The 23,145-nt window shown below is 73.0% G+C and carries 23 protein-coding genes and 1 pseudogene; 16 read left to right on the top strand and 8 right to left on the bottom strand.

The annotated features are described in order from the left end of the window. The first annotated feature begins 88 nt into the window (after positions 1 to 88). From B082_RS0119400 to B082_RS0119385, 4 genes are all read left to right on the top strand, one after another. Positions 89 to 3,046 carry an AfsR/SARP family transcriptional regulator gene (locus B082_RS0119400; protein WP_018553480.1) on the top strand — a complete coding sequence of 986 codons (2,958 nt, stop codon included), beginning with the start codon at positions 89 to 91 and terminating at the stop codon, positions 3,044 to 3,046. 229 nt (positions 3,047 to 3,275) lie between these two features. Continuing rightward, positions 3,276 to 3,482: a hypothetical protein gene (locus B082_RS36310; protein WP_018553479.1), complete on the top strand. Its 207-nt coding sequence runs from the start codon at positions 3,276 to 3,278 to the stop codon at positions 3,480 to 3,482. Between the two features lie 168 nt (positions 3,483 to 3,650). Continuing rightward, positions 3,651 to 3,932, top strand: a complete 282-nt coding sequence (locus tag B082_RS0119390; protein WP_018553478.1) for a hypothetical protein — start codon at positions 3,651 to 3,653, stop codon at positions 3,930 to 3,932. After that, positions 3,929 to 4,327, top strand: a complete 399-nt coding sequence (locus B082_RS0119385; protein ID WP_018553477.1) for a type II toxin-antitoxin system VapC family toxin — start codon at positions 3,929 to 3,931, stop codon at positions 4,325 to 4,327. Before B082_RS0119390 ends, B082_RS0119385 begins: the two co-directional genes overlap by 4 nt. A gap of 4 nt (positions 4,328 to 4,331) precedes the next feature. Here B082_RS0119385 and B082_RS0119380 read toward each other — a convergent pair whose 3' ends face one another. Continuing rightward, complete coding sequence (locus B082_RS0119380; protein WP_018553476.1) at positions 4,332 to 5,900, bottom strand: FadD3 family acyl-CoA ligase; 1,569 nt, start codon at positions 5,898 to 5,900, stop codon at positions 4,332 to 4,334. A gap of 92 nt (positions 5,901 to 5,992) precedes the next feature. On the opposite strand from B082_RS0119380, the gene B082_RS0119375 reads away from it, so the two are divergent. Genes B082_RS0119375 through B082_RS0119365 form a run of 3 tightly spaced genes read left to right on the top strand, consistent with a single transcriptional unit; the run spans position 5,993 to position 8,404 of the window. Continuing rightward, the gene (locus B082_RS0119375) at positions 5,993 to 7,171 is read left to right on the top strand and encodes a lipid-transfer protein (protein ID WP_018553475.1); all 1,179 of its coding nucleotides are present in this window, start codon (positions 5,993 to 5,995) and stop codon (positions 7,169 to 7,171) included. A gap of 6 nt (positions 7,172 to 7,177) precedes the next feature. After that, entirely contained in the window at positions 7,178 to 7,618 is a 441-nt protein-coding gene (locus B082_RS0119370; protein WP_018553474.1) for a Zn-ribbon domain-containing OB-fold protein, read from the top strand. Between the two features lie 9 nt (positions 7,619 to 7,627). Beyond that, entirely contained in the window at positions 7,628 to 8,404 is a 777-nt protein-coding gene (locus B082_RS0119365; protein ID WP_018553473.1) for an enoyl-CoA hydratase/isomerase family protein, read from the top strand. A gap of 19 nt (positions 8,405 to 8,423) precedes the next feature. On the opposite strand, the gene B082_RS0119360 is transcribed toward B082_RS0119365, so the two are convergent. Further along, entirely contained in the window at positions 8,424 to 8,957 is a 534-nt protein-coding gene (locus tag B082_RS0119360) for a hypothetical protein (RefSeq protein WP_018553472.1), read from the bottom strand. Positions 8,958 to 9,179: 222 nt separating this feature from the next. Between B082_RS0119360 and B082_RS0119355 the strand changes: the two genes are divergently transcribed. Then, on the top strand, positions 9,180 to 9,869 hold the full coding sequence (locus B082_RS0119355; protein WP_018553471.1) for a hypothetical protein: 690 nt from the start codon (positions 9,180 to 9,182) through the stop codon (positions 9,867 to 9,869). A gap of 383 nt (positions 9,870 to 10,252) precedes the next feature. Here the strand turns inward: B082_RS0119355 and B082_RS0119350 are convergent, their stop codons facing one another. Together B082_RS0119350 and B082_RS0119345 are read right to left on the bottom strand one after the other, a co-directional pair. Continuing rightward, entirely contained in the window at positions 10,253 to 12,628 is a 2,376-nt protein-coding gene (locus B082_RS0119350; protein ID WP_026249960.1) for a serine/threonine-protein kinase, read from the bottom strand. A 174-nt stretch (positions 12,629 to 12,802) separates the two neighbouring features. Further along, positions 12,803 to 13,603, bottom strand: a complete 801-nt coding sequence (locus B082_RS0119345; protein ID WP_018553469.1) for a VOC family protein — start codon at positions 13,601 to 13,603, stop codon at positions 12,803 to 12,805. 325 nt (positions 13,604 to 13,928) lie between these two features. Here B082_RS0119345 and B082_RS0119340 point away from each other — a divergent pair, with 325 nt between their 5' ends. Next, positions 13,929 to 14,576 (top strand): TetR family transcriptional regulator, encoded by a 648-nt coding sequence (locus tag B082_RS0119340; RefSeq protein WP_026249959.1) that lies wholly within the window; start codon positions 13,929 to 13,931, stop codon positions 14,574 to 14,576. Positions 14,577 to 14,717: 141 nt separating this feature from the next. Here B082_RS0119340 and B082_RS0119335 read toward each other — a convergent pair whose 3' ends face one another. Together B082_RS0119335 and B082_RS0119330 are read right to left on the bottom strand one after the other, a co-directional pair. Beyond that, entirely contained in the window at positions 14,718 to 15,251 is a 534-nt protein-coding gene (locus tag B082_RS0119335; RefSeq protein ID WP_018553467.1) for a nitroreductase/quinone reductase family protein, read from the bottom strand. Continuing rightward, on the bottom strand, positions 15,251 to 16,444 hold the full coding sequence (locus B082_RS0119330) for an acyl-CoA dehydrogenase family protein (RefSeq protein WP_018553466.1): 1,194 nt from the start codon (positions 16,442 to 16,444) through the stop codon (positions 15,251 to 15,253). Before B082_RS0119330 ends, B082_RS0119335 begins: the two co-directional genes overlap by 1 nt. A gap of 156 nt (positions 16,445 to 16,600) precedes the next feature. Here B082_RS0119330 and B082_RS0119325 point away from each other — a divergent pair, with 156 nt between their 5' ends. After that, complete coding sequence (locus B082_RS0119325) at positions 16,601 to 17,779, top strand: thiolase C-terminal domain-containing protein (RefSeq protein ID WP_018553465.1); 1,179 nt, start codon at positions 16,601 to 16,603, stop codon at positions 17,777 to 17,779. A 42-nt stretch (positions 17,780 to 17,821) separates the two neighbouring features. Next, a complete protein-coding gene (locus B082_RS0119320) occupies positions 17,822 to 18,541 on the top strand; it encodes a pyridoxine/pyridoxamine 5'-phosphate oxidase (protein ID WP_018553464.1) in 720 nt (239 codons plus the stop codon). 54 nt (positions 18,542 to 18,595) lie between these two features. Here the strand turns inward: B082_RS0119320 and B082_RS0119315 are convergent, their stop codons facing one another. Further along, positions 18,596 to 18,775 (bottom strand): ferredoxin, encoded by a 180-nt coding sequence (locus B082_RS0119315; RefSeq protein WP_026249958.1) that lies wholly within the window; start codon positions 18,773 to 18,775, stop codon positions 18,596 to 18,598. A 17-nt stretch (positions 18,776 to 18,792) separates the two neighbouring features. Then, positions 18,793 to 20,022: a cytochrome P450 gene (locus B082_RS0119310; protein ID WP_018553462.1), complete on the bottom strand. Its 1,230-nt coding sequence runs from the start codon at positions 20,020 to 20,022 to the stop codon at positions 18,793 to 18,795. A gap of 193 nt (positions 20,023 to 20,215) precedes the next feature. On the opposite strand from B082_RS0119310, the gene htpX reads away from it, so the two are divergent. The 5 genes and pseudogenes from htpX to B082_RS39935 all read left to right on the top strand — a co-directional run. Continuing rightward, positions 20,216 to 21,127, top strand: coding sequence for a zinc metalloprotease HtpX (gene htpX / locus B082_RS0119305; RefSeq protein WP_026249957.1), 912 nt, complete (start codon positions 20,216 to 20,218; stop codon positions 21,125 to 21,127). 9 nt (positions 21,128 to 21,136) lie between these two features. Beyond that, complete coding sequence (gene pspAB, locus B082_RS0119300; RefSeq protein ID WP_018553460.1) at positions 21,137 to 21,721, top strand: PspA-associated protein PspAB; 585 nt, start codon at positions 21,137 to 21,139, stop codon at positions 21,719 to 21,721. 54 nt (positions 21,722 to 21,775) lie between these two features. Next, on the top strand, positions 21,776 to 22,234 hold the full coding sequence (locus tag B082_RS0119295) for a type II toxin-antitoxin system Phd/YefM family antitoxin (RefSeq protein ID WP_018553459.1): 459 nt from the start codon (positions 21,776 to 21,778) through the stop codon (positions 22,232 to 22,234). Positions 22,235 to 22,236: 2 nt separating this feature from the next. Next, on the top strand, positions 22,237 to 22,587 hold the full coding sequence (locus tag B082_RS0119290) for a hypothetical protein (RefSeq protein WP_018553458.1): 351 nt from the start codon (positions 22,237 to 22,239) through the stop codon (positions 22,585 to 22,587). 335 nt (positions 22,588 to 22,922) lie between these two features. Beyond that, positions 22,923 to 23,145: pseudogene (locus B082_RS39935) on the top strand (IS200/IS605 family accessory protein TnpB-related protein); the annotation flags it as partial.

Raw genomic sequence — 23,145 nt, 5'->3', positions numbered from 1 at the left:
CAACGGTATGGAGCAATCCGGACGGTCTGGGACCGATCAGGACGAAGCGACCATGCCGGGCCGTGCGCAGGCAGGACAGGAGGCAGCAATGGGCCGTGACGACGGGCCACGGGTACGTGTTCCGGAGCAGCGGACCCCGGAGCGGGGGCCGGCGGACGAGGCCGTGCTGCGCTTCTCCGTACTCGGTCCGGTACGGGCCCGGCGGGGCGGCGAGATGCTGCCGCCCGGTTCGCCGCAGCAGCGCGCGCTGCTGACGGCGCTGCTGCTGCGCGGCGGGCACACGGCGACGGCCGCCGAACTCATCGACGCGATCTGGGGCGACGAGCCGCCGTCGCAGGCGCTGGCCGCCGTCCGCACGTACGCCTCCCGGCTGCGCAAGTCGCTGGGCACCGACACCCTGGCCAGCGACTCCGGCGGCTACGCGATACGGACCGGGCCCGACGCCCTGGACCTGACCGTGGCTCAGGAGCTGGCGTCCGGCGCGGAGAAGGCGCGGGCGGCGGGCGAGCGCGACGAGGCGCGGACCCTGCTGAACAAGGCGCTCGGCCTGTGGGACGGCGAGGCGCTGGCCTCGGTGCCTGGCCCGTACGCGGAGTACCAGCGCACGCGTCTTGAGGAGTGGCGGCTCCAGCTCACCGAGACCCGTCTCGATCTGGACCTGGAGGCCGGCTGCCACGCGGAAGCGGTCTCCGAACTGACCGCGCTCACCGCCGCGCACCCGCTGCGCGAACGGCTGCGGGAACTGCTGATGGTGGCCCTGTACCGCAGCGGCCGGCAGGCGGAGGCGCTCGCCGTCTACGCGGACACCCGCCGGCTGCTCGCCGAGGAACTGGGCGTCGACCCGTGCGCTGAGCTGGGCCGGCTCCAGCAGCGCATCCTGCGCGCCGACGAGGAACTGGCCCGCCCGACGGACGAACCGGCACCGGCCGCCGTGCCGGTCCGCCCGGCCCAGCTGCCCGCCACCGTCCCCGACTTCACGGGCCGGGTCCCCTTCGTCCACGAGCTGAGCGACCGGCTCGCCAGTGCGGAGGGCTCCGTCATGGCCGTCTCCGCGCTCGCCGGCATCGGCGGCGTCGGCAAGACGACCCTCGCCGTCCACGTCGCCCACCAGGCCCGCAAGCACTTCCCGGACGGGCAGCTCTACGTCGACCTCCAGGGCGCGGGCGCACGGGCAGCCGAACCGGAGACGGTGCTCGGCGCGTTCCTGCGGGCGCTCGGCACCGCGGACAACGCCATCCCGGACACCCTGGACGAGCGGGCCGCGCTCTACCGCTCCACGCTCGACGGCCGCCGCGTCCTGATCCTCCTGGACAACGCGCACGACGCGGCCCAGATCCGCCCGCTGCTCCCCGGCACGGAAGGGTGCGCGGCGCTGGTCACCAGCCGGGTCCGGATGGTCGACCTGGCGGGCGCGCACCTGGTCGACCTGGACGTGATGTCCCCGGAGGAGGCGCTGCTGCTGTTCACCCGGATCGCCGGCGAGGAACGCATCACCTCCGAGCGCGAGGCCGCGCTCGACGTGGTCGCCGCCTGCGGCTTCCTCCCCCTGGCGATCCGCATCGCCGCGTCCCGCCTGGCCTCCCGCCGCACCTGGACGGTCTCCGTCCTGGCCGCCAAGCTCGCGGACGAACGCCGCCGGCTGGACGAGCTCCAGGCGGGCGACCTCGCGGTGAAGGCCACCTTCGAACTCGGCTACGGCCAGCTGGAACCGGCCCAGGCCCGCGCCTTCCGCCTCCTGGGCCTCGCGGACGGCCCGGACATCTCCCTGGCCGCCGCGGCCGCCCTCCTCGACCTGGACCCGCACACGGCGGAGGACCTCCTGGAGGCCCTGGTCGACACGTCCCTGGTGGAGTCGGCGGCCCCGGGCCGCTACCGCTACCACGACCTGGTCCGCCTGTACGCCCGCTCCTGCGCGGAGCGGGACGAGCAGGCGCCGGGGGAGCGGGAGGAGGCGTTGTCGCGGCTGCTGGACTTCTATCTGGCGACGGCGGCGGGGGTGTACGCGCTGGAGCGGCCGGGGGACCGTGCGGTCGCCCATCTGGTGTCGCCGGACCGGCCCGGCCTCGAATTCACCGACGGGCACGAGGCGGTGGACTGGCTGTACGGCGAGGCCAATGCCCTGCTCGCCTGCGCGCACCAGTGCGCGTCGAGCGGGATGCTCCGCCGTGCCGTGGACCTGCTCTGCGCGGCGAAGGACCTGGCCGAGTCGGGTGCCAACTCCCGTCAGTACGAAACGACCGGGACGGCGCTGCGTGACGCGGCGCGAGCGGCACGGGACCCTCACTCCGAGGCGCGTGCCCGTGCCTCGTTGTCCACGGTGTATCTCGTGTCAGGCCGCTTCGCGCTGGCCGACGAGGAGGCCATGCACGCGATGGAACTCGCCAGGGCCTCCGAAGATCCGATCCCCGCCTGCTGGGCCCCGAACGACCGGGGCATCATCGCGTTCTACCAGGGGCGGCACACGGACGGTGAGAAGTTCCTCCAGGCGGCGATAGACAATTACCGCGCGGACAGGAACCTGGTCGGCGAGGCCTCCGCGTTGTGCAATCTCTCCAGAATCCATGTGGACATGGGGCGCGTGGCCAGCGCCGTCGAACTGGCACAGCAGGGGACGGCCATCTTCGACGGCATGGGGCTGAGCCTGCGAACTGCCAATGGCAGATTCGCACTTGGCATCGCACTCACCCGCGCCGGAAGGTCCGCCGACGCACTGGAGCAGCTGGCGGAGGCACTGCGCGTTTTCCAGGGCAATCGACAGCGCCTGTGGGAAGGCTCCACCCATTTCCGTATCGCCGAGGCCCACTTGGCGGCCATGCGCCCGGCGCAGGCTGCCCAGCACGCCGAGCAGGCCCTTGCCCTGCGGGTCATCGGGGGCGAGTGGATGCGCGGCAATGTCCTGACCACGCTGGGACGCGCCCTGCGGCACCTCGGCCAGATCGACCGGGCCCGCGCCTGCTGGCACGAAGCCCTGTCCATCTACGAGCAGACCGGTGCCGCCGAGGCGGACGAGGTACGCGGGCTCCTCGCTCCGGCAGCCGCAGCCTGAGGGTCCATGAGGTCCCCCTCACCGGCACGTGGCCGATGGCGTTCATCGAACGTTTATCGCCACTCGTCAGTCTTATCCCCATCGATCCGTCGCGTCGGGGGGCAGGCGGGTTGCAAGGGGAACCGCACCGCTAGGGTGAACGGCCCCGATACGCCCGTCCGGCGACCTACGGGGGAGCTGCCGGACGGGCGTCGCCGACCGAACACGCCAGACCTCTGGGAGACAAAACATGAGCGATGCACTTAAGCCCAAGACCGGCGAGGCCACCACGCAGGAGAACCACGCGGGCAGCCCCGGCAACGGGAAGGTCACTCCGCTGGAGAACCACGCGGGCAGCGTGGCCGAGAACATCGCCACCCTGGAGAACCACGCGGGCGGCGCCCCGAAGGACATCCTGAAGCCGCAGGAGAACCACGCAGGGTCCGAGAAGGCCTAGCAGGCTCTCTCGACGGGGGTACGGGGGGAACGGCCGCGGCGGCGCGGAGGGGGAGCCGTCGCGGCCGCCGCGCGTCCTGGTGCCCCTCCGTTTCCATGCCGGCCACCATGCGCCTCTCACTGGTACACCCGACCAGCTCTATAGCATTGTTAATGCTATAGTGACTTCATGGATGACAGCTCCGACTTCCGACTCGGCGACGGCCCCAGCAGTGGAATCTCCGTGACCCTCACCGCCGGAACGCTCCACGCGATCCGCGAGCGGGTCGGGAAGCGCGGTGTCTCCGCGTACCTGGAAATGGCCGCGCAGCGCCAGATCGAACGGGACAACCTCGATGAGCTCCTCGCCGAGTTCGAGAAGGTCAACGGACCGGCAGATCCGCGTGCGGTGAGCGGCAAGCGCACCAGGCTCACCGGCAGCAGCACACCCGAGTCGGGGACGGCTGCGTGAGCGGGGCTCTGGTCCTCGACAGCGAGGGACTGGCGCAAGCGGTCCTGCGAGGCCGGGAGGTCCAGGAGTGGCTGGAGGCGGCTCGCGATGCGGACCTTCCCGTGGTCACCTCCGCCGCCGTCCTCGTCGAGGTGATCCATCCGCGGATCAACCGCGCCGCACTGGACTGGACGCTCTCCCGCCTGCGGGTCGAACCGCTCAGCCAGTCGATCGCACACTCTGCGGCAACGCTGCTCCAGAACGCCGGACTGCACGGCCACAAGTACGCCATCGACGCGATGCTCTGCGCGACCGCACTGACCTACCCGGGTCGAGTCACCGTCCTCACCTCCGACGTGGAGGACATCGAACTGCTCACAGCGGACCATCGCCGAGTGGTGGCGGAGAAGGTCTGACCGCTCAGGTGCCGCTCACCGCGCGCCTCCGCAGCTCTCCCTTCACCACCTTGCCGCTCGCGTTGCGCGGCAGCTCCGCCACGAACTCCACCGCCCTCGGCACCTTGTAGTTGGCCATTTCGCGGCGGGACCAGGCGATCAGGTCGTCCGCCGTCACCGTGGCGCCCGGCCGGCGCACCGCGTACGCCTTGCCGACCTCGCCCAGGCGGGGGTCGGGGACGCCGATGACCGCGACGTCGGCGACGTCCGGGTGCAGGCCCAGGAGCTGTTCGATCTCCGCGGGGTAGGCGTTGAAGCCGCCCACGATGAACATGTCCTTGATCCGGTCGGTGATCCGCAGGTTGCCCGCCTCGTCCAGGACGCCCACGTCGCCGGTGCGCAGCCAGCCGTCCGGGGTGATCGTGGCGGCCGTGGCGGTGGGGTCCTCGAAGTAGCCGCGCATGACGTGGAAGCCGCGCACCAGGATCTCGCCGGGTTCGCCGGGGGCGGCCAGGACGCGGATCTCCGTGCCGGGTATCGCGCGGCCGGAGGTGGCGGCGATGGTCTCCGGCGGGTCGCCCCGGCGGCACATCGTCACGATGCCGCTCGCCTCGGAGAGGCCGTACGCGGTCAGGACCGTGGCGATGTGGAGTTCGGTGCGCAGCCGGTTCACCAGTTGCAGCGGGACCACCGCCGCGCCCGTCACCACCAGGCGCAGGGCCGAGAGGTCGTGGGCGGCGCGGGCCGGGTGGTCCAGGAGGGACTGGTGGAGGGTGGGCGGGCCGGGGAGGACCGAGACGCGTTCGGCGGCGATGTTGGCGAGGACCGTGTCCACGCTGAACACCGGCTGCGGGATCATCGTCGCCCCGCGCATCAGGCAGGCGAGGACGCCCGCCTTGTAGCCGAAGGTGTGGAAGAACGGGTTCACGATGAGGTAGCGGTCGCCCTCGCGCAGGCCCGCCAGCTCGCTCCAGACCGCGTAGCAGCGCAGGGTCTGGGCGTGGCTGATGACCGCGCCCTTGGGCCGGCCCGTGGTGCCCGAGGTGTAGATGAGGTCGGAGGGGGCGGACGGGGAGATGGCGTCCGCGCGGGCGCGGACCGCCGCCGCCGGCACCCCCTCCCCCGCCGCCAGGAAGTCCTTCCAGGTGACGTAGTCCTCGGGGGCGGTGTCGGCGAGGACCACCACCTTCTCCAGGTGCGGGAGCCCGGTGGCCGCGCGGCGCAGGGACGCCACGTACGACGTGCCGAGGAAGGTGCCCGTGACGAAGAGCAGCTTCGCGCGGCACCGGTCGAGGACGTACGCCGCCTCCGCGCCCTTGAAGCGGGTGTTCAGCGGGACGAGGACCGCGCCCGCGGTCACCGCGCCCAGCGCGGAGACGATCCAGTCCAGGGTGTTCGGCGCCCAGACCGCGACCCGGTCCCCCGGCTCCACGCCGGAGGCCATGCACGCGGCGGCGGCCCGCTCCACGCGGGCGCCGAGTCCGGCGTACGTGAGGCGCGTGCGGCCCTCGACCACGGCCTCCCTCTCGCCGTACCGCTCGGCCGCCGCCCGGACCAGCTGGGCGACGGTGGACCATTCCTCGTCTCCGCGCATCTCGTTCCCTCCTGCGTCAGGGAGCTGACTAACCGTCAGATTAGCTGTAGCCTCCTCGGCTGTCAGCAGTCACGACGTCCGCGGAGGTGGCGGTGGCGACGCTCAGGGACAGGACGCTCACGGACAGAACGCTCAAGGACAAGGCGGCGATAGCCGGCATCGGGCAGACGGAGTTCGCCAAGCGGCTGGACGAGCCGGAGAAGACGCTCGCCTGCCGGGCGATCGTCGCGGCGCTCGACGACGCGGGCCTCGACGCCTCGGAGGTGGACGCCTTCGCCTCGTACACCATGGAGGAGACCGACGAGGTCGAGGTCGCCAAGGCGATCGGGGCCGGGGACGTCACCTTCTTCAGCAGGGCCGGGTACGGCGGCGGCGGCTCCTGCGCGACCCTCGCGCACCTGGCCGCCGCCATCGCGACCGGACAGGCGAGCGTCGGGGTCGCCTGGCGGGCGCGCAAACGGGGCTCGGGGCCGCGCCCCTGGCGGGCCGCCGCCGCGCAGCTGCCGACCCCCGCCCAGTGGACCCGGCCCTACGGACTGCTGCGGCCCGCCGACGAGATCGGAATGCTCGCCCGCCGCTATATGCACCAGTACGGGTCCACCCGCGACCACCTCTTCAATGTGGCCCTCGCCTGCCGCAACCGGGCCAACCGGAACCCCGCCGCCGTGATGTACGACCGGCCGCTGACCCGCGAGATGTACATGACCTCGCGCTGGATCAGCGAGCCGCTCTGCCTCTTCGACAACTGCCTGGAGACGGACGGGGCGCTCGCCTGTGTCGTCGTCTCCGCCGAACGCGCCCGCGACCTGCGCCAGAAGCCCGTCTACCTCCACTCCGTCGCCCAGGGCCTGCCCGCCCAGCACCACGGAATGGTCAACTACTGGACCGACGACCCGCTCACCGGGCCTTCCTGGGCCGCCGCCCGACAGCTGTGGAAGCAGGCCGACTTCGGGCCGGAGGACGTCGACGTGGCTCAGATCTACGACGCGTTCACCCCGCTCGTCCCGCTCACCCTGGAGGGCTACGGCTTCTGCGGGCGCGGCGACGGCGGCGCCTTCACCGAGGGCGGGACGCTGGAGAGCGGCGGGCGGCTGCCCCTCAACACGGGCGGCGGCGGGCTCAGCGAGGGGTACGTGCACGGCTTCAACCTCATCACCGAGGGCGTGAAGCAGCTGCGTGGCACCTCCACCTCCCAGGTCCCCGGCGCCTCGACCTGCCTGGTCACCGCCGGGGAGTGCGTCCCCACGTCCGCCGTACTGCTGAGGAGCTGACCCGCGATGGACGACCTTCTGCTGCCCGAGGTGGACGAGGACGGGGCGCCCTTCTGGGAGTACGCGGCCCGCGGCGAACTGCGCGTCCAGGCGTGCGCCGCCCCCGGCTGCGGCCGGCTCCGCTTCCCGCCCCGGCCGTGCTGCCCGCACTGCCGGTCGTTCGACAGCCAGTGGCGGGCGATGAGCGGGCGCGGTCGCGTGTGGTCGTACGTGCTGCCGCACCCCCCGCTGCTGCCGGCGTACGCCGCGCAGGCCCCGTACAACGTCGTCGTGGTCGCCCTGGCCGACGCCCCGGGCATCCGGCTGGTCGGCAATGTGGTGAGCGGGCCGGGCGCGCCGCTGGACTCCGTCGATCCGGGGCGGCTGCGGATCGGGGCGCCGGTGAAGGCGGTCTTCTGTCCCGTATCGGCCGATGTGACGCTGGTGCGCTGGCAGTTGGAACGGTGAGGCGGCGACATGGCCCTGCGCGTGGAGAGGGACCGGGAGAGCGGCGTCGCGCTGCTCACCCTCGACCGGCCCGAGAAGCACAACGCGATCGACCTCGCGACCGCCGCCGAACTGACCGCCGCGTGGCGGGCGTTGCGTTACGACGACGAGATGCGGGCGGCCGTCGTCACCGGGGCGGGCGGCCGGGCGTTCTGCACGGGCGTCGACCGGGACGTGGACGTGCCGCAGCCCTCGTCCCCGTACACGATCGACGATCCGCTGCTCGCGATCGGGCCGAAGGCCAACGACCTGTGGAAGCCGGTGATCGCGGCCGTGGAGGGGATGGCCTGCGGCGGGGCGTTCTACCTGCTGGGCGAGGCGGAGTTCGTCGTCGCCTCCGATGAGGCCACGTTCTTCGACCCGCACACCACGTACGGCATGGTCAGCGCGTACGAGGCGGTCTTCATGGCGCAGCGGATGCCGTACGGGGAGGTCGCGCGGATGGCGCTGATGGGGACCGCCGAGCGGGTCTCGGCCCGGCGGGCGTACGAGACGGGCCTCGTCAGCGAACTCGCCCCGCCCGGCGGCGCGGTGGCCGCCGCGCTGCGGGCCGCGGAGGTCATCGCCTCCTACCCGACCGACGCGGTGCAGGGCACGGTACGGGCCGTCTGGTCCGCCGGGGAGGCGGCGCGGGCGCAGGCGCTCGCCCATGCCCCGCACCTGATCGCGCTCGGCAACCTGGCGCCCGCGCTCCAGGCGGAGCTGTTCGGGGGGCGGGGCGGGGGCGGCGGGTACCGGCTGCGGTGAGGGCCGGTACCCGTGGGGCTCAGTAGGTGAGCGTGGACGTGACCGTGCACCTGTCCACCCGGGAGACCTCGCTCGGGCGGTCCATCGGCACGGACACGGTCTTCGTCTCGCCGCGGGCCGCCTTCACGGTCGCCTCACCCGTGTCGATGGTGACGCCGGACGCGTCGAGGAAGGCGACGTCGACCTCATAGGTGTGGGTGCCGCTCGCGTTCGCGGTGAGGCGGACGGTCGAGGCGGTGACGGCCTTGACCGCGCCCTTGGCGGGCTCGGCGCAGCGGAACACGTACGCCTTCGGGGCGGCCGTCGCGGTGGCGGACGGGGTGGACCGGGTGGAACCCGAGGTACCGGTGGAGCTGCGGTAGCGGGTGCCGGAGTCGGTGTCGTGGTACGTGCCGTTGCTCTTCTTGGAGTTGGAGCACCCGCCGCCGCCGCTGTGGCTGCTGGACTTCCGGCTCTTGCCGCTCTTGCCGCCGTGGCTGGAGCTGGAGAAGCCGGTGAGCGCGAGTACCACCGCGACCAGGACCACCGTCAGTTTCAGATGCTGCCGTGTCATCGATTCCGCCCCCGATTGTGTGGTGTTCTGCCGTTTCGGTGCCGGGCCGGCCGGGCGGCCGGGCGCGCGACACCGTAACGCACAGCATGGCCCCGTGGAGCCGGTCGCCCGGTCATGGCCCTGTCACGATCTCGTCATTGTCCGGTCGCAGGCGTCACACGTGCGGCGTAGCGTCGGAGAGAGAGCGCTGAAATGTACCCGGGGGTACTGGAAGGTACGGAAATGATCCGCAACGTCCTCGGTGCGATCGTCGCTCTCGTCGGAGCGGCGGCCGCCGTACTGAGCCCCTTCCGTGACTGGTACGACGGCCGCCTCGGGCGGCATTACCGTCTCGGCGACCTGTTCACCGGCACCGGGGTGAGCGGTGCGCATCCCGGCGGGCTGTTCACGTCCCTCTGGCTGCCGTTCCTCTGCGCCGCGGTGGTGGCCGTGGTGGGTGTGGTCCTCCGCTCCCGGCTCCTCGTCGCCCTGGCGGGCGTGGTGGTGCTCGGGTTCACGGTGCTGTGGATGGTGCGCCAGGGGCAGGTGAACGGAAGCCTTGCCGTCGCGAGCGACGGTTCCGGTCTTCAGATGGGTGTCGCGTCGGCCGCCGCCGGAGGGGTGCTGCTGTTGCTGGGGGCGGCGCTGATGTCCGGGCGGGGGCGGGGTGCGGGTGCGGGTGCGGGTGCCGGTGCGGGGCGGGGGCGGCCGTACGAGGCGCCGGGGTCCGCGGACCCCGACACGTGGCCGCCCACGCGGGAGCCGGGGCCGTCCGTCCAGACGACGCCGTGGCCGGAACCGGAGGGGGATGCGCCTTATGTGGGGCCCGAGGATGGTGCGCCTGGGGCCGGGCGCCCCGGCCGGCCGCCTTCGAACCCACCGGACGAACCGCCTGGGCCGTCCGGCGGGAAACCCAGCCCGTCCGGCGATTGAGGACGGAACCGGTGCCCGGGGGGGCGGTGCGGGTGCGTCCAGGGCGGCCGATCAAGCCCGTCCGGCGCTTGAGGACGGAACCCGTCATCGGGCGGGCCCGAACCCTTTGTGCGCCGGTCACCACCGGGAGGGTTCCGTCCTCAAACGCCGGACGGGCTGGGAATGACGGCCCCGCCCCACCGGTTTGGGCGCCGCCCACCACGGCAACGGTTCCGTCCTCAAACGCCGGACGGGCTGGGGCGGGCGCCCGGCGGGCTGGGAGTGGCGGGCGCAGCCCGGACGGAGGCAGCCCGGATGGGCGCAGCCCGGGGAAAGGCGGCCCGGACCGAGGCGGCACGGGCGGGCGTAGCCCGGGGAAGGGCAGCACGGAAGGGGCGGTCCGGTTACGGCCTTGGTCTGCTCCCTGTGCCCGTGCCCTTCAGCGCGTCCAGCGCGTACACGCAGCGGTCCTTGCTGCACGCGTACACCACGCCGCCCTCCGCCACCGGCGTACCCGTGATCTCGCCGCCCGTCGCGAGCTTCCAGCGGAGTTGGCCGCCGGCCGCGTCGAGGGTGTAGAGGACGTGGTCCGCGGAGCCGAAGTGGACGCGGCCGTCGGCGACGACCGGCGCGCCGACCACCTCGCCGCCCGCGGCGAAGCGCCACTTCGGGGTGCCGGTGACCGCGTCGAGGGTGTAGAGCGCGCTGCCGCTGCCCACGTGGACGTTGCCCGCCACCACGAGCACCGGTTCCGTGGACTGGCGGGCCTCCGTGGCGATGCGCCAGCGGTCCTTGCCGGTCGCGGCGTCCAGGGCGTACACCGTACCGAGGTAGTCCGCGAGGTAGACCCCGCCGCCGGTGACCGCCGGGCCCGGTGCGAACGCGGGCGGTGAGAGGAAGACCGCCGGGCACTCGAAGTGCCAGCGGACGTGACCGGAGGCGTTGTCCACCGCGAGGACCCGGGTCCCGGCCGAGACGTACGCGTAGCCGTCGGGCGCCGGGGTCACCCGGACCGGAACACCGCCGCAGGAGGCCGCGTCGCCCACCGGATAGCTCCAGCGCTCGACGCCGGTCCGGGCGTCGAGCGCGCGCAGGCGGGCGTCCTGCCACACGTAGACCGTGCCGTCGTGGATCGCCGGCCCGCCCTCCGGCGTCTCGAAGTCCGTCTGCGCGCCGCTGATGTCCCACAGCTTCTCGCCGGTCGCCGCCTCCCACGCCTGGACGCCGCCGCCCCGGGTGCCGGTGACGACCGTGCCGCGGTCGGCCTTGAGCGCGTACACCCACGCGTCGGTCCGCACGCGCCACCGCTCGGCGCCGGACGCCGCGTCCAGGGCGTAGAGCGAGGGCCCGTCGGACGCGTGGATGCGACCGCCCTCCACGGCCATCGCCCAGGCCACGTCGCGGGTCTTGAACTGGCGCCGCCCGTTGCCGGTGTCCAGCGCGTGGACCTCGAAGGACGTCACGTAGAGGAGGTCACCGACGACGACCGGGGTGCCCCACACGTCGTTGGACATGCGGAAACGCCAGGGCCGCCACCGCTCGGGGCCGGACGGGTCGTTGTCCGGGGCCGGGGCCGGGGCGGGCACGGGCGGGGCGGCCGGGGCGGAGCCGTTGACCCCGGCGGGCGGGCGGACCCAGTCGGTCGCAGGACCGGCGTCGGCACCGGCCGCCGAGGCCCGGACGTCCTGGGCGCGCGGGCCGGGCCCGATCGGCACCTGCGCCCCGGTCAGCCGGACCGGCCCCCCGGCGTCCGGCACCGGGGCGGTCGGGCGGGTGGCGGGGGCCCCGCTGTGCCAGGGGCCGTCCCAGTCGGAGCCCGGCGGGCGCTGGGGCGCGGGCGGCACGGGGGCCGGCGGTGCGGGCGGGGCGGGGGCGGGCGCACGGCCACCGCCCCGGCGCTGCTCGATCATCGCGGTGGCGGCGGCCGGCAGCCAGGCCGAAGCCGTACCGCTGTCGTCACCGCCGCCGGAGGCGAAGAGGTGCGGGGCGAGCTGCGCCTGGAGGTCGGCGGGCGTGGGCCGCAGCGTGGCGTCCATCTGCATGCAGGAGTCGATGAGCGAGCGCAGGTCATCGGGGAGCCCGGCGAGGTCGGGACCCTCGCGCAGCAGCATGAACACCGTCTCGACGGGGTTGGCCCCCCGGTACGGCGCATGGCCGGTCGCGGCGAAGACGAGCGTCGAGCCGAGCGAGAAGATGTCGCTGGCCCCCGTCACGCTGCGCGAGTCCCGGGCCTGCTCGGGCGACATGTAGGCGGGCGTGCCGACGGCCACGTTGGTCATGGTGAGCCGGGTGTTGGAGACGCCGGACGCGATGCCGAAGTCGATGACCCGGGGACCGTCCTCGACGACGAGCACGTTGGACGGCTTCATGTCGCGGTGGACGAGCTGCGCGCCGTGGATGGACTGCAACGCCTCCGCGATGCCTGCCGCCAGCCACCGCACCGCCTGGGTCGGCATCGGCCCGCACTCGTTCACGATCTCTTCGAGCGAGGGGGCGGGCACGTACGCGGTGGCGAGCCAGGGCACGGCGGCGCGCGGGTCGGCGTCCACCACCGCGGCCGTGTAGAAGCCGCTGACGGCGCGCGCGGCCTCCACCTCACGCGTGAAGCGCACCCGGAACAGCTGGTCCTCGGCCAGTTCCGTACGGACCGTCTTGATCGCCACCCGCCGGCCGGATGCCGACCGGGCGAGATAGACCAGCCCCATGCCGCCGGCGCCGAGCCGTCCCAGCACCTCGAATGGGCCGATCCGCCTCGGGTCGTGCTGCGTCAGCTGCTCCACCACTTGCCACCTCCCCGTACGGACCTCAGGGAACAGAGGTCCGCGAAAAACCCGCCGTGTGCAGCGTCTCATCACTGGGCACCACCCGGCGGTGCGCACCCCGATTGTTCCTGGCGAAGGCCCCGGTTGCGAACCCGGGGGCGGATCGGGGTGTCCTGTGTCACTCCGCCCTTATCAGGACGCAGGTTCCTGAAGTACGGCGAACACGGCACCCTGGTCGTCCTGGAGGACCGCCATCCGCCCGTACGGGATGTCCAGCGGGGGTTCGGTCACCCGGCCGCCGAGCCGCTGGACGGTGCGCGCGGTGGCGTCGCAGTCCGTGACGTTGAAGTAGCTGAGGAAGTGGCTGGGCAGCTCGGCCGGGAAGGCGTCGGTGATGACGCTGCGCCCGCCGACCGCTGTGTCGGGGCCGGGCTCGGTGCCGGGCGGGGACCAGGTGCGGAAGTCGATGCGGGTCTCGTCCGTGTCCGGGGTGTCGGTGACCAGGTCGGCGATGTCGGCGGAGCGGAAGCCGAAGACCTCCTCGTAGAAGGGGTCGACGCGGTCCTTGCGCCGGGTGTGGACCTCGGTCCAGCAGAAGGAGCCGGGCTCGTTCTGCTTCTGGAAGCCCGCGCGCTCGCCGGCCTGCCAGAGGCCGAAGACCGCGCCGCCCGGGTCGGCGGCCTGGGCGAGGACTCCGGCGCGGCCGGCCGGTACCGGTTCGGTGATGACCTGGCCGCCGGCCGCGCGGACGCGGGCGACGGACGCCTCGATGTCGTCGGTGGCGAAGTAGACGCCCCAGGCGGTCGGCATCCGGCCGTCCTTCTTCGCGGCCAGCGCGGCGACGAGCCTGCCTTCACTGAGGGCGTCGGCGCGGGGACCCTCGCCCGCCCGGAAGGTCCAGCCGAACAGCTCGCCGTAGAAGCGCTTGCCCGCCTCCAGGTCCGGGAGCTGCACATCCACCCAGCACGGTGCGGACTGCGCGAATGCGGCCATGGGCCCGAATCCTTCCGTCGGCACGGTGACGGCCGTCCGTCTCGGTGGCGGCCGTCCGTCTCGGTGGCGGCCGTCCTTCATGGTGACGGCCCTCCATCATGGTGACGCTCGTCACATCCAACGTAACCGCGCGGCGTGTCCCCCGCGTCCGGACCCGCCCCGCACCCCCCGAAGCGAACGCACTTTCGAAAGTTATCCACCGAAGTTATCCACAGGCTGTTAATAACATTGATCAGACTGTGGGTATCCACCGGTACCGACGGCCGCGTTCCCCATTTGCACTCGGCCGAATCGCGCTCCGATCACCCGTCGGTAAGCTGACGGCATGACAGGACAAGTACGCACCGTCGACGGCCGCGTGGCCGGTCGACGCGGACAGGCGACGCGGCAGAAGCTGCTCGACTGCCTCAGCGAGATGCTCAGCTCCTCGCCGTACCGGGACGTCAAAGTCATCGACGTCGCCCGGAAGGCGGGGACTTCACCCGCGACCTTCTACCAGTACTTCCCCGACGTCGAGGGCGCCGTCCTCGAAATCGCCGAAGAAATGGCCAAGGAGGGCGCCGGTCTGACCGAACTGGTCGCCGGGCGTTCCTGGGTCGGCAAGTCGGGCCGGCAGACCGCCGAACAACTCGTCGAGGGCTTCCTCGACTTCTGGCGGCGCAACGACGCGATCCTGCGCGTGGTCGACCTGGGCGCCGCCGAGGGCGACAAGCGGTTCTACAAGATCCGCATGAAGATCCTGAACTCGGTCACCAACTCCCTCACGGAGTCCGTGAAGGAACTCCAGGCCAAGGGCAAGGTCGACAAGGACGTCAGCGCCGCCGCGATGGCCGGCTCGCTGGTCGCGATGCTGGCCGCCGTCGCCTCGCACCAGAAGGGTTTCACCACCTGGGGCGTCAAGCAGGCCGAACTCAAGCCGAACCTCGCGCTGTTGGTGCATCTGGGCATCACCGGCAAGAAGCCGGCGAAGTAGCGCCCGCGCCCGGACTCCCCTCCACTGGGTGACGCGCGGTGATCCCGGGCGCCCTCAGGTCCTGTCTCACCGACGGCGGACCACGCAGGTGGTCCGCCGTCGGCGTACCCGGACCGGGACCCGGTCGCTACGGCCCGGTCGCTACGGAGAGGCCTCCCGCCGGTCCAGCCGGAACAGCCGTATCTCCCGGTCGATCCGCGCCTGGTACGCGGCATAGGGCGGCCAGAACGCCAGCGCCGCCTTCCACACCACCGCCCGCTCCTCCCCCGCGAGCAGCCGCGCCCGTACGGGGATGTCGCGGCCGTTCCAGCTGACGACCGCCTCCTCCGGGTGCGCCAGCAGGTTCGCCGTCCAGGCCGGGTGCCCGGGGCGGCCGAAGTTGCTGCCGACCAGCACCCAGCCGCCGCCGGGTTCCCCGCGCCCCACGCCTCCGTCCCCCGCGCCCGCGTCACCCGGCTGCGGCATGCAGGCCAGCGGGGTGGTCCTCGGCTGCCCGCTGCGCGCCCCCGGCACCGTCAGGACGAGCCCCGGCAGCATCCGCGCGCTGAGCAGCACCCGGCCCCGGGTGAGCCGGTGGACCGCGCGGTCCATGGCGGGCACCACATGCGGGGCGATCCGGGCGAAGACCCGCGTCGACGACACCTTCTGGACGAGCCGGACCCCGGCCGCCGCCATCAGACCGCCACCTGCCCGTCCCCGGCCGCCGCGAAGAGCCCGGAGCCCCGGGCCGCGTGGTCGCGCAGGCGGTGGGCGGGGCCGAGGAGCCGCTCCAGCACGGCGGCCCGCCGGGCGTACGGGTGCGCCTCGTGCTCCCGGTCCGGCGGCCCGGCGTCCCCCGGCAGCCGCACCGCCTCCGCCGTCACGGCCCGCAGCGCCTCCAGCGCCTGGGCGAGGGCGAGCCCGGCACTCTCCTGGTCCCAGGCCGCGAAGTACGCGGCGGAGCGCGCCGCCCTTACGCGTACGTACAGCTCCGCGATCCGGTGCCTCTCGGCCTCGAAGGCGTGGGGCGCGGGGGCGGGGCCGCCGGGCCGTTCGCGCGCCGCCAGGTACGCGGCCGTCCGTTCCAGCGCGCCCGCCGCCGCCCCCACCGCCTCGGCGGCGAGCACGGCGGCGGCCGTGCGCCCGGCCGCCGCCAGGGCCGGGCCCGTGTCCGCGGTGTCGTCGGCGCCCAGGAGTTCCGCCGCCGTGTCGCGGAGCTGGACCCGGGCGAGCGGGCGGGTGGGGTCCGGCGAGGACTGCGGGGTGCGGGCGAGTCCGGCGGGCGGCTCGGGCCCGTCCGCGCGGACCAGGAAGAGCAGGGTCCGGCTGCGCGGGAAGCCGCCCGCGTGGGCGGCGACCAGGAGCAGCCCGGCCCGCTCCCCGTCCGGCACCCGGTCGGCCTCCCCGTACAGCCGCCACCCGCCGCCCCCGCCACGGGCCGGCCGGGCCTGCACCCCGCCCGCCCGGCCGCCGCCCGCCCAGGAACCGCCGGTCGGGTCACCGGCGAGGCCGAGGGCCGTGGCCAGGAATCCGCCGGGCACGGCCAGGCAAGCGGTCAGCTCGCCCGTGGCCACGGCCGGCAGCAGGGCGGCGCGCTGCTCCGCGGTGCCGAGGGCCAGGATCAGGGGCGCGGCGAGCACGGCGGTGGCGAGCAGCGGGGACGGCAGCAGGGCGCGGCCGGTCTCCTCCAGGACAACGGCCTGCTCGGCGGTGCCCCGGCCGGCGCCCCCGTACTCCTGCGGGACGGTGAGTCCGGGCAGCCGGTGGTCCCGGGCGATCCGGCCCCACAGGCCGGGGTCGTAGGCGTCCCCGGGCCCGTCGTCGGCGTCGAGCAGGGTGCGCAGGGTGCGGCGGATCTCGTCCTGTTCCGCGGTGAAGGCGGCATCCATCGGCGGGACTCCTTCCCCTCAGGGGCCGACGGCCCCTGAACTGACGGCCCGTCATGCTAGAGGTGCGGCGGCGAGATTCCCAGAGCCGCGCGGAGCGACGGTGCCCACATCACACGAACACTCCCGCTCCCTACTATCTGATGTACCGTCAGATCCATGCCCCCTACGCCTTCTTCGCCCCGCCGGGTCGCCGTCGTCGGCATATCCCTCGCCGACTGCGGGCGCGTCGACGCGGCCACGCCGTACGCCCTGCACGCCCAGGCCGCCCGTCGCGCGCTCGCCGACTCGGGGCTGGAGCGCTCGGTGGTCGACGGCTTCGCTTCGGCGGGGCTCGGGACGCTCGCCCCGGTGGAGGTCGCCGAGTATCTGGGCCTGAAACCGACGTGGGTGGACTCCACTTCGGTGGGCGGCTCGACGTGGGAGGTGATGGCGGCGCACGCGGCGGACGCCATCGCGGCGGGCCGGGCCGAGGCCGTCCTGCTGGTCTACGGGTCGACGGCCCGCGCGGACATCAAGGCGGGCCGCCGCACCTCGAACCTGTCGTTCGGGGCGAGGGGCCCGCTCCAGTTCGAGGTGCCGTACGGGCACTCGCTGATCGCCAAGTACGCGATGGCCGCCCGCCGCCACATGCACGAGTACGGCACGACCCTGGAGCAGCTGGCCGAGGTGGCGGTGCGGGCGCGGGCGAACGCGGCGGCCAACCCGGACGCGATGTTCCGCACCCCGGTCACGGTGGACGAGGTGCTGTCGGGCCCGATGATCGCCGACCCGTTCACCAAGCTGCACTGCTGCATCCGCAGCGACGGCGGCTGCGCGGTGCTGCTGGCGGCCGAGGAGTACGTCCCCGGCACGGCGAAGGCGCCCGTCTGGGTCCTCGGGACCGGCGAGCACGTCTCGCACTCCACGATGTCCGAGTGGGACGACTTCACGGTCTCCCCCGCCGCCGTCTCCGGCCGCCTGGCGTTCGAACGGGCGGGGGTGCGGCCGGCCGACATCGACCTGGCGGAGATCTACGACGCGTTCACGTACATGACGCTGGTGACGCTGGAGGACCTGGGCTTCTGCGCGAAGGGGGAGGGCGGCCCGTACCTGGAGGGCGGCCGTACGGGCCTCACGGGGGAACTCCCGGTCAACACGGACGGCGGCGGCCTGTCCGCCTGCCACCCGGGGATGCGCGGACTGTTCCTGCTGGTGGAGGCGGTACGCCAGCTGCGCGGCGAGGCGGGGGACCGCCAGGTCCGCAAGGCGGGGGGCCGGCTCCCGGAGCTGGCGGTGGCCTCGGGCACGGGCGGCTGGTTCTGCTCGTCTGGGACGGTGGTGCTGGGGCGGGGGTGAGGGGACAGCCCTTAGGCCCCGGCCGTGCGGTCCAATGGCCGTATGACCGACGCATCCGCCCCCACGGGCGACGCACCTGATCCCGCCGCCCGGCAGTCCTTCCTCGATCTGCTGCACGCCCAGCGCGTCCGGGACACCGGGCTTCCGGCCTTCGACCCGGACACCGCGCCGCCCACCCCCCTCGGCCTCTTCCTGGCCTGGTTCGCCGAGGCGGTGGCCGCCGGGCAGGCCGAGCCGCACACGATGACCCTGGCCACCGCGGACGCCGACGGCCTGCCCGACGTACGCACCCTGATGCTGCACGACGCGGACGAGCGCGGCTGGCACTTCGCCACGCACTCCGGCAGCGCGAAGGGCCGCCAGCTGGCCGCCCGCCCGTATGCCGCGCTCGGCTTCTACTGGCCGGCGCAGGGCCGCCAGGTACGCGTCCGGGGCCCCGTCACCGCCTGCTCCACCGCCGAGAGCGCCGCCGATCTGCGGGCCCGCTCGACCGGGGCGCTGGCCTCGGCCCTGGTGGGCCGGCAGAGCGAGATCCTGGACTCGACCGGCACGCTCGACCGCGCGTCCGACGCCGCCTGGGAGCGGGCGCGCGCCGAGCCCGACGCGGAGGTGGCGACCTGGACCCGGTACGTGGTCGAGCCGCGCGAGGCCGAGTTCTTCCAGGGCGACGCGCGGCGGCGGCACGTACGCCTGCGGTACCGCCGCACGGCCGACGTGCGGACGGGGGCGGGCGCCTGGGAGCGGGAACTGCTCTGGCCCTGACCTCTGCTCCGGCCCTGACCGCCCGCCGCCCGCCCCGCCCCGGCCGCCCCGCCCTCAGCCCACCGTGATCGCCTGCACCGGGCAGGCGCGGGCGGCCTCGCCGACCATGGGGCCCGGCTCGGCCTCCGGCAGGAGCTCGCTGAGCCCGTCGTCGTCCTGGGTGAACACCTTCGGCGCGGCGAGCGCGCACTGACCCGCGCCGATGCACACGTCCTTGTCGATGTCGATCCGCATGACGCCCCGCGCCCCCTTCACCAGGTCACCGGCAGTTCGAGCAGCCCCTGCACCGTGTCGCCCGGCTTGAACGGGATCTCCTCGGGCGGGACCGCGAGGCGCAGCCCGGGGAAGCGGTGGAAGAGCGCGGGCAGGGCGATCTCCAGTTCGGCGCGGGCGAGGTTCTGGCCCAGGCACTGGTGGATGCCGAAGCCGAAGGCCACATGGTTGCGCGCACCGCGTCCGAGGTCCAGCTCGTCGGGGGCCGGGTAGACGGACGCGTCCCGGTTGACCACGGCGGTGGACAGCAGCACCCCGTCCCCCGCCCGCAGGGTCTCCCCGCCGATCTCGATGTCCTCCACCGCCACCCGGGAGAGCCCGTCCGCGATGGACAGGAAGCGCAGCAGCTCCTCCACGGCGGCCGGTACCCCGCTCCCGTCGCCCTCCGTCAGCCGGGCCAGCTGGTCCGGGTGCTGGAGAAGGGTCAAGGTGCCGAGCGAGATCATGTTCGCGGTCGTCTCGTGGCCCGCCACGAGCAGGATCTCGGCGAGCCGTACCAGCTCGTCGCGCTCCACCACCCCGGTCTCCAGCTGCTTGGCGATCAGCTCGTCGAGCAGCCCGTCGCCCGGCTCGCGCCGCTTGCGCTCGATCAGGACGCGGAAGTACTCGTCCAGCTCATCCCGCGCCGCCACGACGTCCGACGGCGCCGGCCCGCGCAACAACTTGCGCGACTGGGCCTCGAAGAAGTCGTGGTCCGCGTAGGGCACGCCGAGCAGCGCGCAGATGACGATGGACGGCACCGGGAGTGCGAAGGCGTTCACCAGCTCGGCCGGCGGGCCCTGCTCGGCCATCGCGTCGAGCAGCCGGTCCACGGTCTCCTGGATGCGCGGCCGCAGCGCCGCCGCCCGCCGGACCGTGAAGCTGGGGATCAGCATCCGGCGCTGCGCGTTGTGCTCCGGGTCGTCGACGCCGATCAGCTCGACGCGCCGCTGTGCGAGCGTGGCCAGCCTGGGCGCGAAGAAGGGGAACGCCGGGTTCTCCCGGTCGGACGACAGCCTGGGGTCGACCAGGAGCGCCCGCGCCTCGGCGTGCCCGGTGACCAGCCAGACCGTACGGCCGTCGTAGAGGCGGACGCGGGACACCGACCGCTGCCCCCGGCTCTCGCTCGGGTAGCCGGTGGGCGGGTGGTAGGGACAGGTGCGGTCCTGCGGAAAGGCGATGGTCTCGGACTGGGTGCCGGGCTGGGTCTCGGACTGGGTCTCTGTCATGCGGACCTCGCAGCGAGGGGGGTGTGTCCTGCTTACCGATCACCCTCACTAGATGCCTCAGGCACCTATCCGGTCCAGTCGGTCTTCGGCCACATCTCCCGTCCGCCCCCGTTTCCTCCATTTTCGGCCGGTGAGGAGCACCATGGGAGACAGGTGGGACAGCCTGGACAGGTGAGGACTGGAGGTCGACCCGATGAGCCGAACCCGTAGCCGGTATGCGCCGGACCGTGGTCTGACCACGCGCATGGTGACCACGATGTTCCTGATCGGGCTGCTGTACGTGGTCCTGGTGGGCGTGCTGCTGGCCGCGCTGCGCGGGGCCTGGCCGATCATCCTGATCATCACCGGCGGCATGTTCATCGCGCAGTTCTGGTTCAGCGACCGGATCGCCGCGTTCAGCATGGGCGCGCGTGAGGTCACCCCCGAGCAGGCGCCCGAACTGCACGGCGCGATCGACCGGATCTGCGCTCTTGCCGATATGGACAAACCGAGGGTCGCCATCGCCGAGAGCGACGTGCCGAACGCGTTCGCCACCGGCCGCAGCGAGAAGACCGCCCTCGTCTGCGCCACGACGGGTCTGCTGCGCAGACTGGAGCCGGAGGAGCTGGAGGGCGTCCTCGCCCATGAGATGTCGCACGTCGCCCACCGGGACGTCGCCGTCATGACGATCGCCTCGTTCCTCGGCGTCCTCGCCGGCATCATCACCCGCGTCGCCCTGTGGGGCGGCTTCTCCCGGGGCAGCCGCAACAACGACCCCATCGGCATCGCGATCATGCTGATCCCGCTGATCAGCGCGGTCGTCTACGCGGTCAGCTTCCTGCTCACCCGCCTGCTCTCCCGCTACCGCGAACTCTCCGCCGACCGCACGGCCGCCCTCCTCACCGGCCGCCCCTCGGCCCTGGCCTCCGCCCTCACCAAGGTGAGCGGCCAGATGGCCCGGATTCCCACGGAGGACCTGCGGAAGGCGGAGCCGTACAACGCCTTCTACTTCGTCCCGGCCTTCGCCTCCAAGGAGAGCTTCGCCCGGCTGCTCTCCTCGCACCCGACCCTGGAACAGCGCCTCGACCAGCTGGCCCGTATCTCGGCCGACCTGTCCCGTCCGTAAGGAGACCCCGTGGGCCTGCTCGACACGATCCTGGGCCGCAGCAAACCGGTCCGCCCCGACCTCGACCAGCTCTTCGCCGTCCCCTCCGCCGCCCTCACCCTCCAGGCCGCCACCGGCTTCACACCCACCGGTCTGGGCTCGGTGTGCTTCGCGGGCGTCGAGGGCGCCACCTTCGCCCGCGTCCAGCAGGACGTACGCGAACTGCTCGACGCGGACACCGGGCGCGGCGGCATCCCGGTGGAGTTCAGCCGCGACACCTACGGCTACACCTGGCTGCTCTCCCGCCAACCGCCCGAGGACACGGCCGCCCTGGTCAACGACCTGCACGCGGTGAACACCCTGCTCCAGGACGGCGGCTTCGGCCCCCAGCTGCTGTGCTCCCTGGTCGCCTTCCGGGACGACCGGGACCGTTCGCTCGCGCTGGTCTACCTCTACAAGCGCGGCACGTTCTATCCGTTCGCCCCGGTCGCGGGCGGCGCCGAGAAGCGCGACAACCAGCTGGAGTTGCAGGTCAGGGCCGCGCTGGGCGACGACCTGCGGGTGGAGCAGGACCTGTCGCGGTGGTTTCCGGTGTGGGGGGCGCCGGGGGTGTGAGGGGTCAGGACACCCTCCCTGGACTTCCGAACACGTTCCGAATACCATCGACGCATGACCTTGCCAGCTGACCTCCCTGTCGCCACCCGGCGCTCCTCGGACCTGAGCAAACACTCGGCCGAGGTCTTCGCCGAGGCCGAGGACCACCCCGTCACGGTGACCCGCCGCGACGGCGAAGCGCTGGTCCTGATGTCCCAGCGCGAGGCGGAGGGCCGCGCCCGCCTGCTGGACTTCGCCGCGCAGCTCATCACCGTGACCCTCGACGAGAACGGCACGCTCGCCGCGCGTATGGCCAAGGTCTTCCCCTGGATGCTCGCGCTGTCGGCGTCCGACAGAGAGTCCTGCGCACAGGACCTCGTCGACGCCGCGCGGGCGTCGTTCTCCACCAACCAGCCGCATCTCGCGATCGCTGAACTGACGTCCTGGAAGGAAACGGCCACAGCGCTGGCGGCGGGGCTGGGCAGCGCCGACCTTGAGTGGCTCGACGAGGACGAGACCGTGGAGCGTCCCTGACCGTGGCCGCCGCAAAGAAGGGGGAACTGGCCCCCCGGCCTCCGAGGAGGACCGAGTACGAGATCCGCTTCGCCACCGCCGACGCGCTGAAGGGGTGGCGGGACCTCGTCGCGACGATCCGCAATCCGATGACGGAGACGTGGGACTTCCTCACGCGTACCCCCTTGTCCACGACGCCCACGAACTACCGGCTGAAGGGAGAGCTGGGAGCGATCCAGCGCGGCAGCGCGACCCACGATCGCTGGCAGCACAAGCCGACAGCGAAGGGCACCGCCCGCATCTGGTACTTCGTGGACGGGCGCACGGTGTTCCTGGAGCAGGTACACACGAGCCATCCGAACCAGACGAAGTAGCCGCCCTCGTTCGGATGAGCTCGGGGCCGTTCCGCTACTGGCTGGTGCGTCCCAACCCCCGCGCCTCCTGCTCACCGACCGGGAACGGCCGGCTGCGTCCGCCATCGGGGGCCTGTCCTCGCCGGATCAGTAAGTCGTGGCGGGACCCGGCGGCCGGTGGGGGTTGTGAGCCGTTGTCTTCAAAGTGTGCGTGAGTGAGTTGTAGCGCCTGTGTGTGAGTCGGGCGGTGCGTTGGGTGAGGGTGGGAACGGATGTTTCGGGATCAAATGGGTGACCTTGATCGTGGTGGTTCGTTGTGATGGGTGACGGGTTGTTCGGTGGTTCCGGGGTGGGGTGTGGCGGTGAGTGGTGTACGCGAATTGGCTACGTCGTTCGTGGCCCCGGGCCCTTCGGGGGTGGCGGTCCGGGGCCGTCTCAAGCACCTCACCGGGCAGGACGAGCACGTGCTGCGGGCGATCGGCGCCCATCAGGGTGCTCTCGCGTCCCAGGATCTGAAGGCCCGGTGTGCGGACGGTCTGAAGCACAGCGCCGAGTCCTGGGCCGGGCGTAAGCGGGAGC

The organism is Streptomyces sp. ATexAB-D23 (assembly GCF_000373645.1).
Classification (GTDB): Bacteria; Actinomycetota; Actinomycetes; order Streptomycetales; family Streptomycetaceae; genus Streptomyces; species Streptomyces castrisilvae.
Note: the sequence above shows the minus strand (reverse complement) of the source record. Positions and strands in the feature narration are given on the sequence as shown.

Coding starts and splice junctions, on each gene's coding strand:
- B082_RS0119400 (WP_018553480.1), top strand. CDS start 89: ATGGGCCGTGACGACGGGCCACGGGTACGTGTTCCGGAGCAGCGGACC.
- B082_RS36310 (WP_018553479.1), top strand. CDS start 3,276: ATGAGCGATGCACTTAAGCCCAAGACCGGCGAGGCCACCACGCAGGAG.
- B082_RS0119390 (WP_018553478.1), top strand. CDS start 3,651: ATGGATGACAGCTCCGACTTCCGACTCGGCGACGGCCCCAGCAGTGGA.
- B082_RS0119380 (WP_018553476.1), bottom strand. CDS start 5,900: ATGCGCGGAGACGAGGAATGGTCCACCGTCGCCCAGCTGGTCCGGGCG.
- B082_RS0119370 (WP_018553474.1), top strand. CDS start 7,178: ATGGACGACCTTCTGCTGCCCGAGGTGGACGAGGACGGGGCGCCCTTC.
- B082_RS0119365 (WP_018553473.1), top strand. CDS start 7,628: ATGGCCCTGCGCGTGGAGAGGGACCGGGAGAGCGGCGTCGCGCTGCTC.
- B082_RS0119360 (WP_018553472.1), bottom strand. CDS start 8,957: ATGACACGGCAGCATCTGAAACTGACGGTGGTCCTGGTCGCGGTGGTA.
- B082_RS0119355 (WP_018553471.1), top strand. CDS start 9,180: ATGATCCGCAACGTCCTCGGTGCGATCGTCGCTCTCGTCGGAGCGGCG.
- B082_RS0119345 (WP_018553469.1), bottom strand. CDS start 13,603: ATGGCCGCATTCGCGCAGTCCGCACCGTGCTGGGTGGATGTGCAGCTC.
- B082_RS0119340 (WP_026249959.1), top strand. CDS start 13,929: ATGACAGGACAAGTACGCACCGTCGACGGCCGCGTGGCCGGTCGACGC.
- B082_RS0119335 (WP_018553467.1), bottom strand. CDS start 15,251: ATGGCGGCGGCCGGGGTCCGGCTCGTCCAGAAGGTGTCGTCGACGCGG.
- B082_RS0119330 (WP_018553466.1), bottom strand. CDS start 16,444: ATGGATGCCGCCTTCACCGCGGAACAGGACGAGATCCGCCGCACCCTG.
- B082_RS0119325 (WP_018553465.1), top strand. CDS start 16,601: ATGCCCCCTACGCCTTCTTCGCCCCGCCGGGTCGCCGTCGTCGGCATA.
- B082_RS0119320 (WP_018553464.1), top strand. CDS start 17,822: ATGACCGACGCATCCGCCCCCACGGGCGACGCACCTGATCCCGCCGCC.
- B082_RS0119315 (WP_026249958.1), bottom strand. CDS start 18,775: ATGCGGATCGACATCGACAAGGACGTGTGCATCGGCGCGGGTCAGTGC.
- B082_RS0119310 (WP_018553462.1), bottom strand. CDS start 20,022: ATGACAGAGACCCAGTCCGAGACCCAGCCCGGCACCCAGTCCGAGACC.
- htpX (WP_026249957.1), top strand. CDS start 20,216: ATGAGCCGAACCCGTAGCCGGTATGCGCCGGACCGTGGTCTGACCACG.
- B082_RS0119295 (WP_018553459.1), top strand. CDS start 21,776: ATGACCTTGCCAGCTGACCTCCCTGTCGCCACCCGGCGCTCCTCGGAC.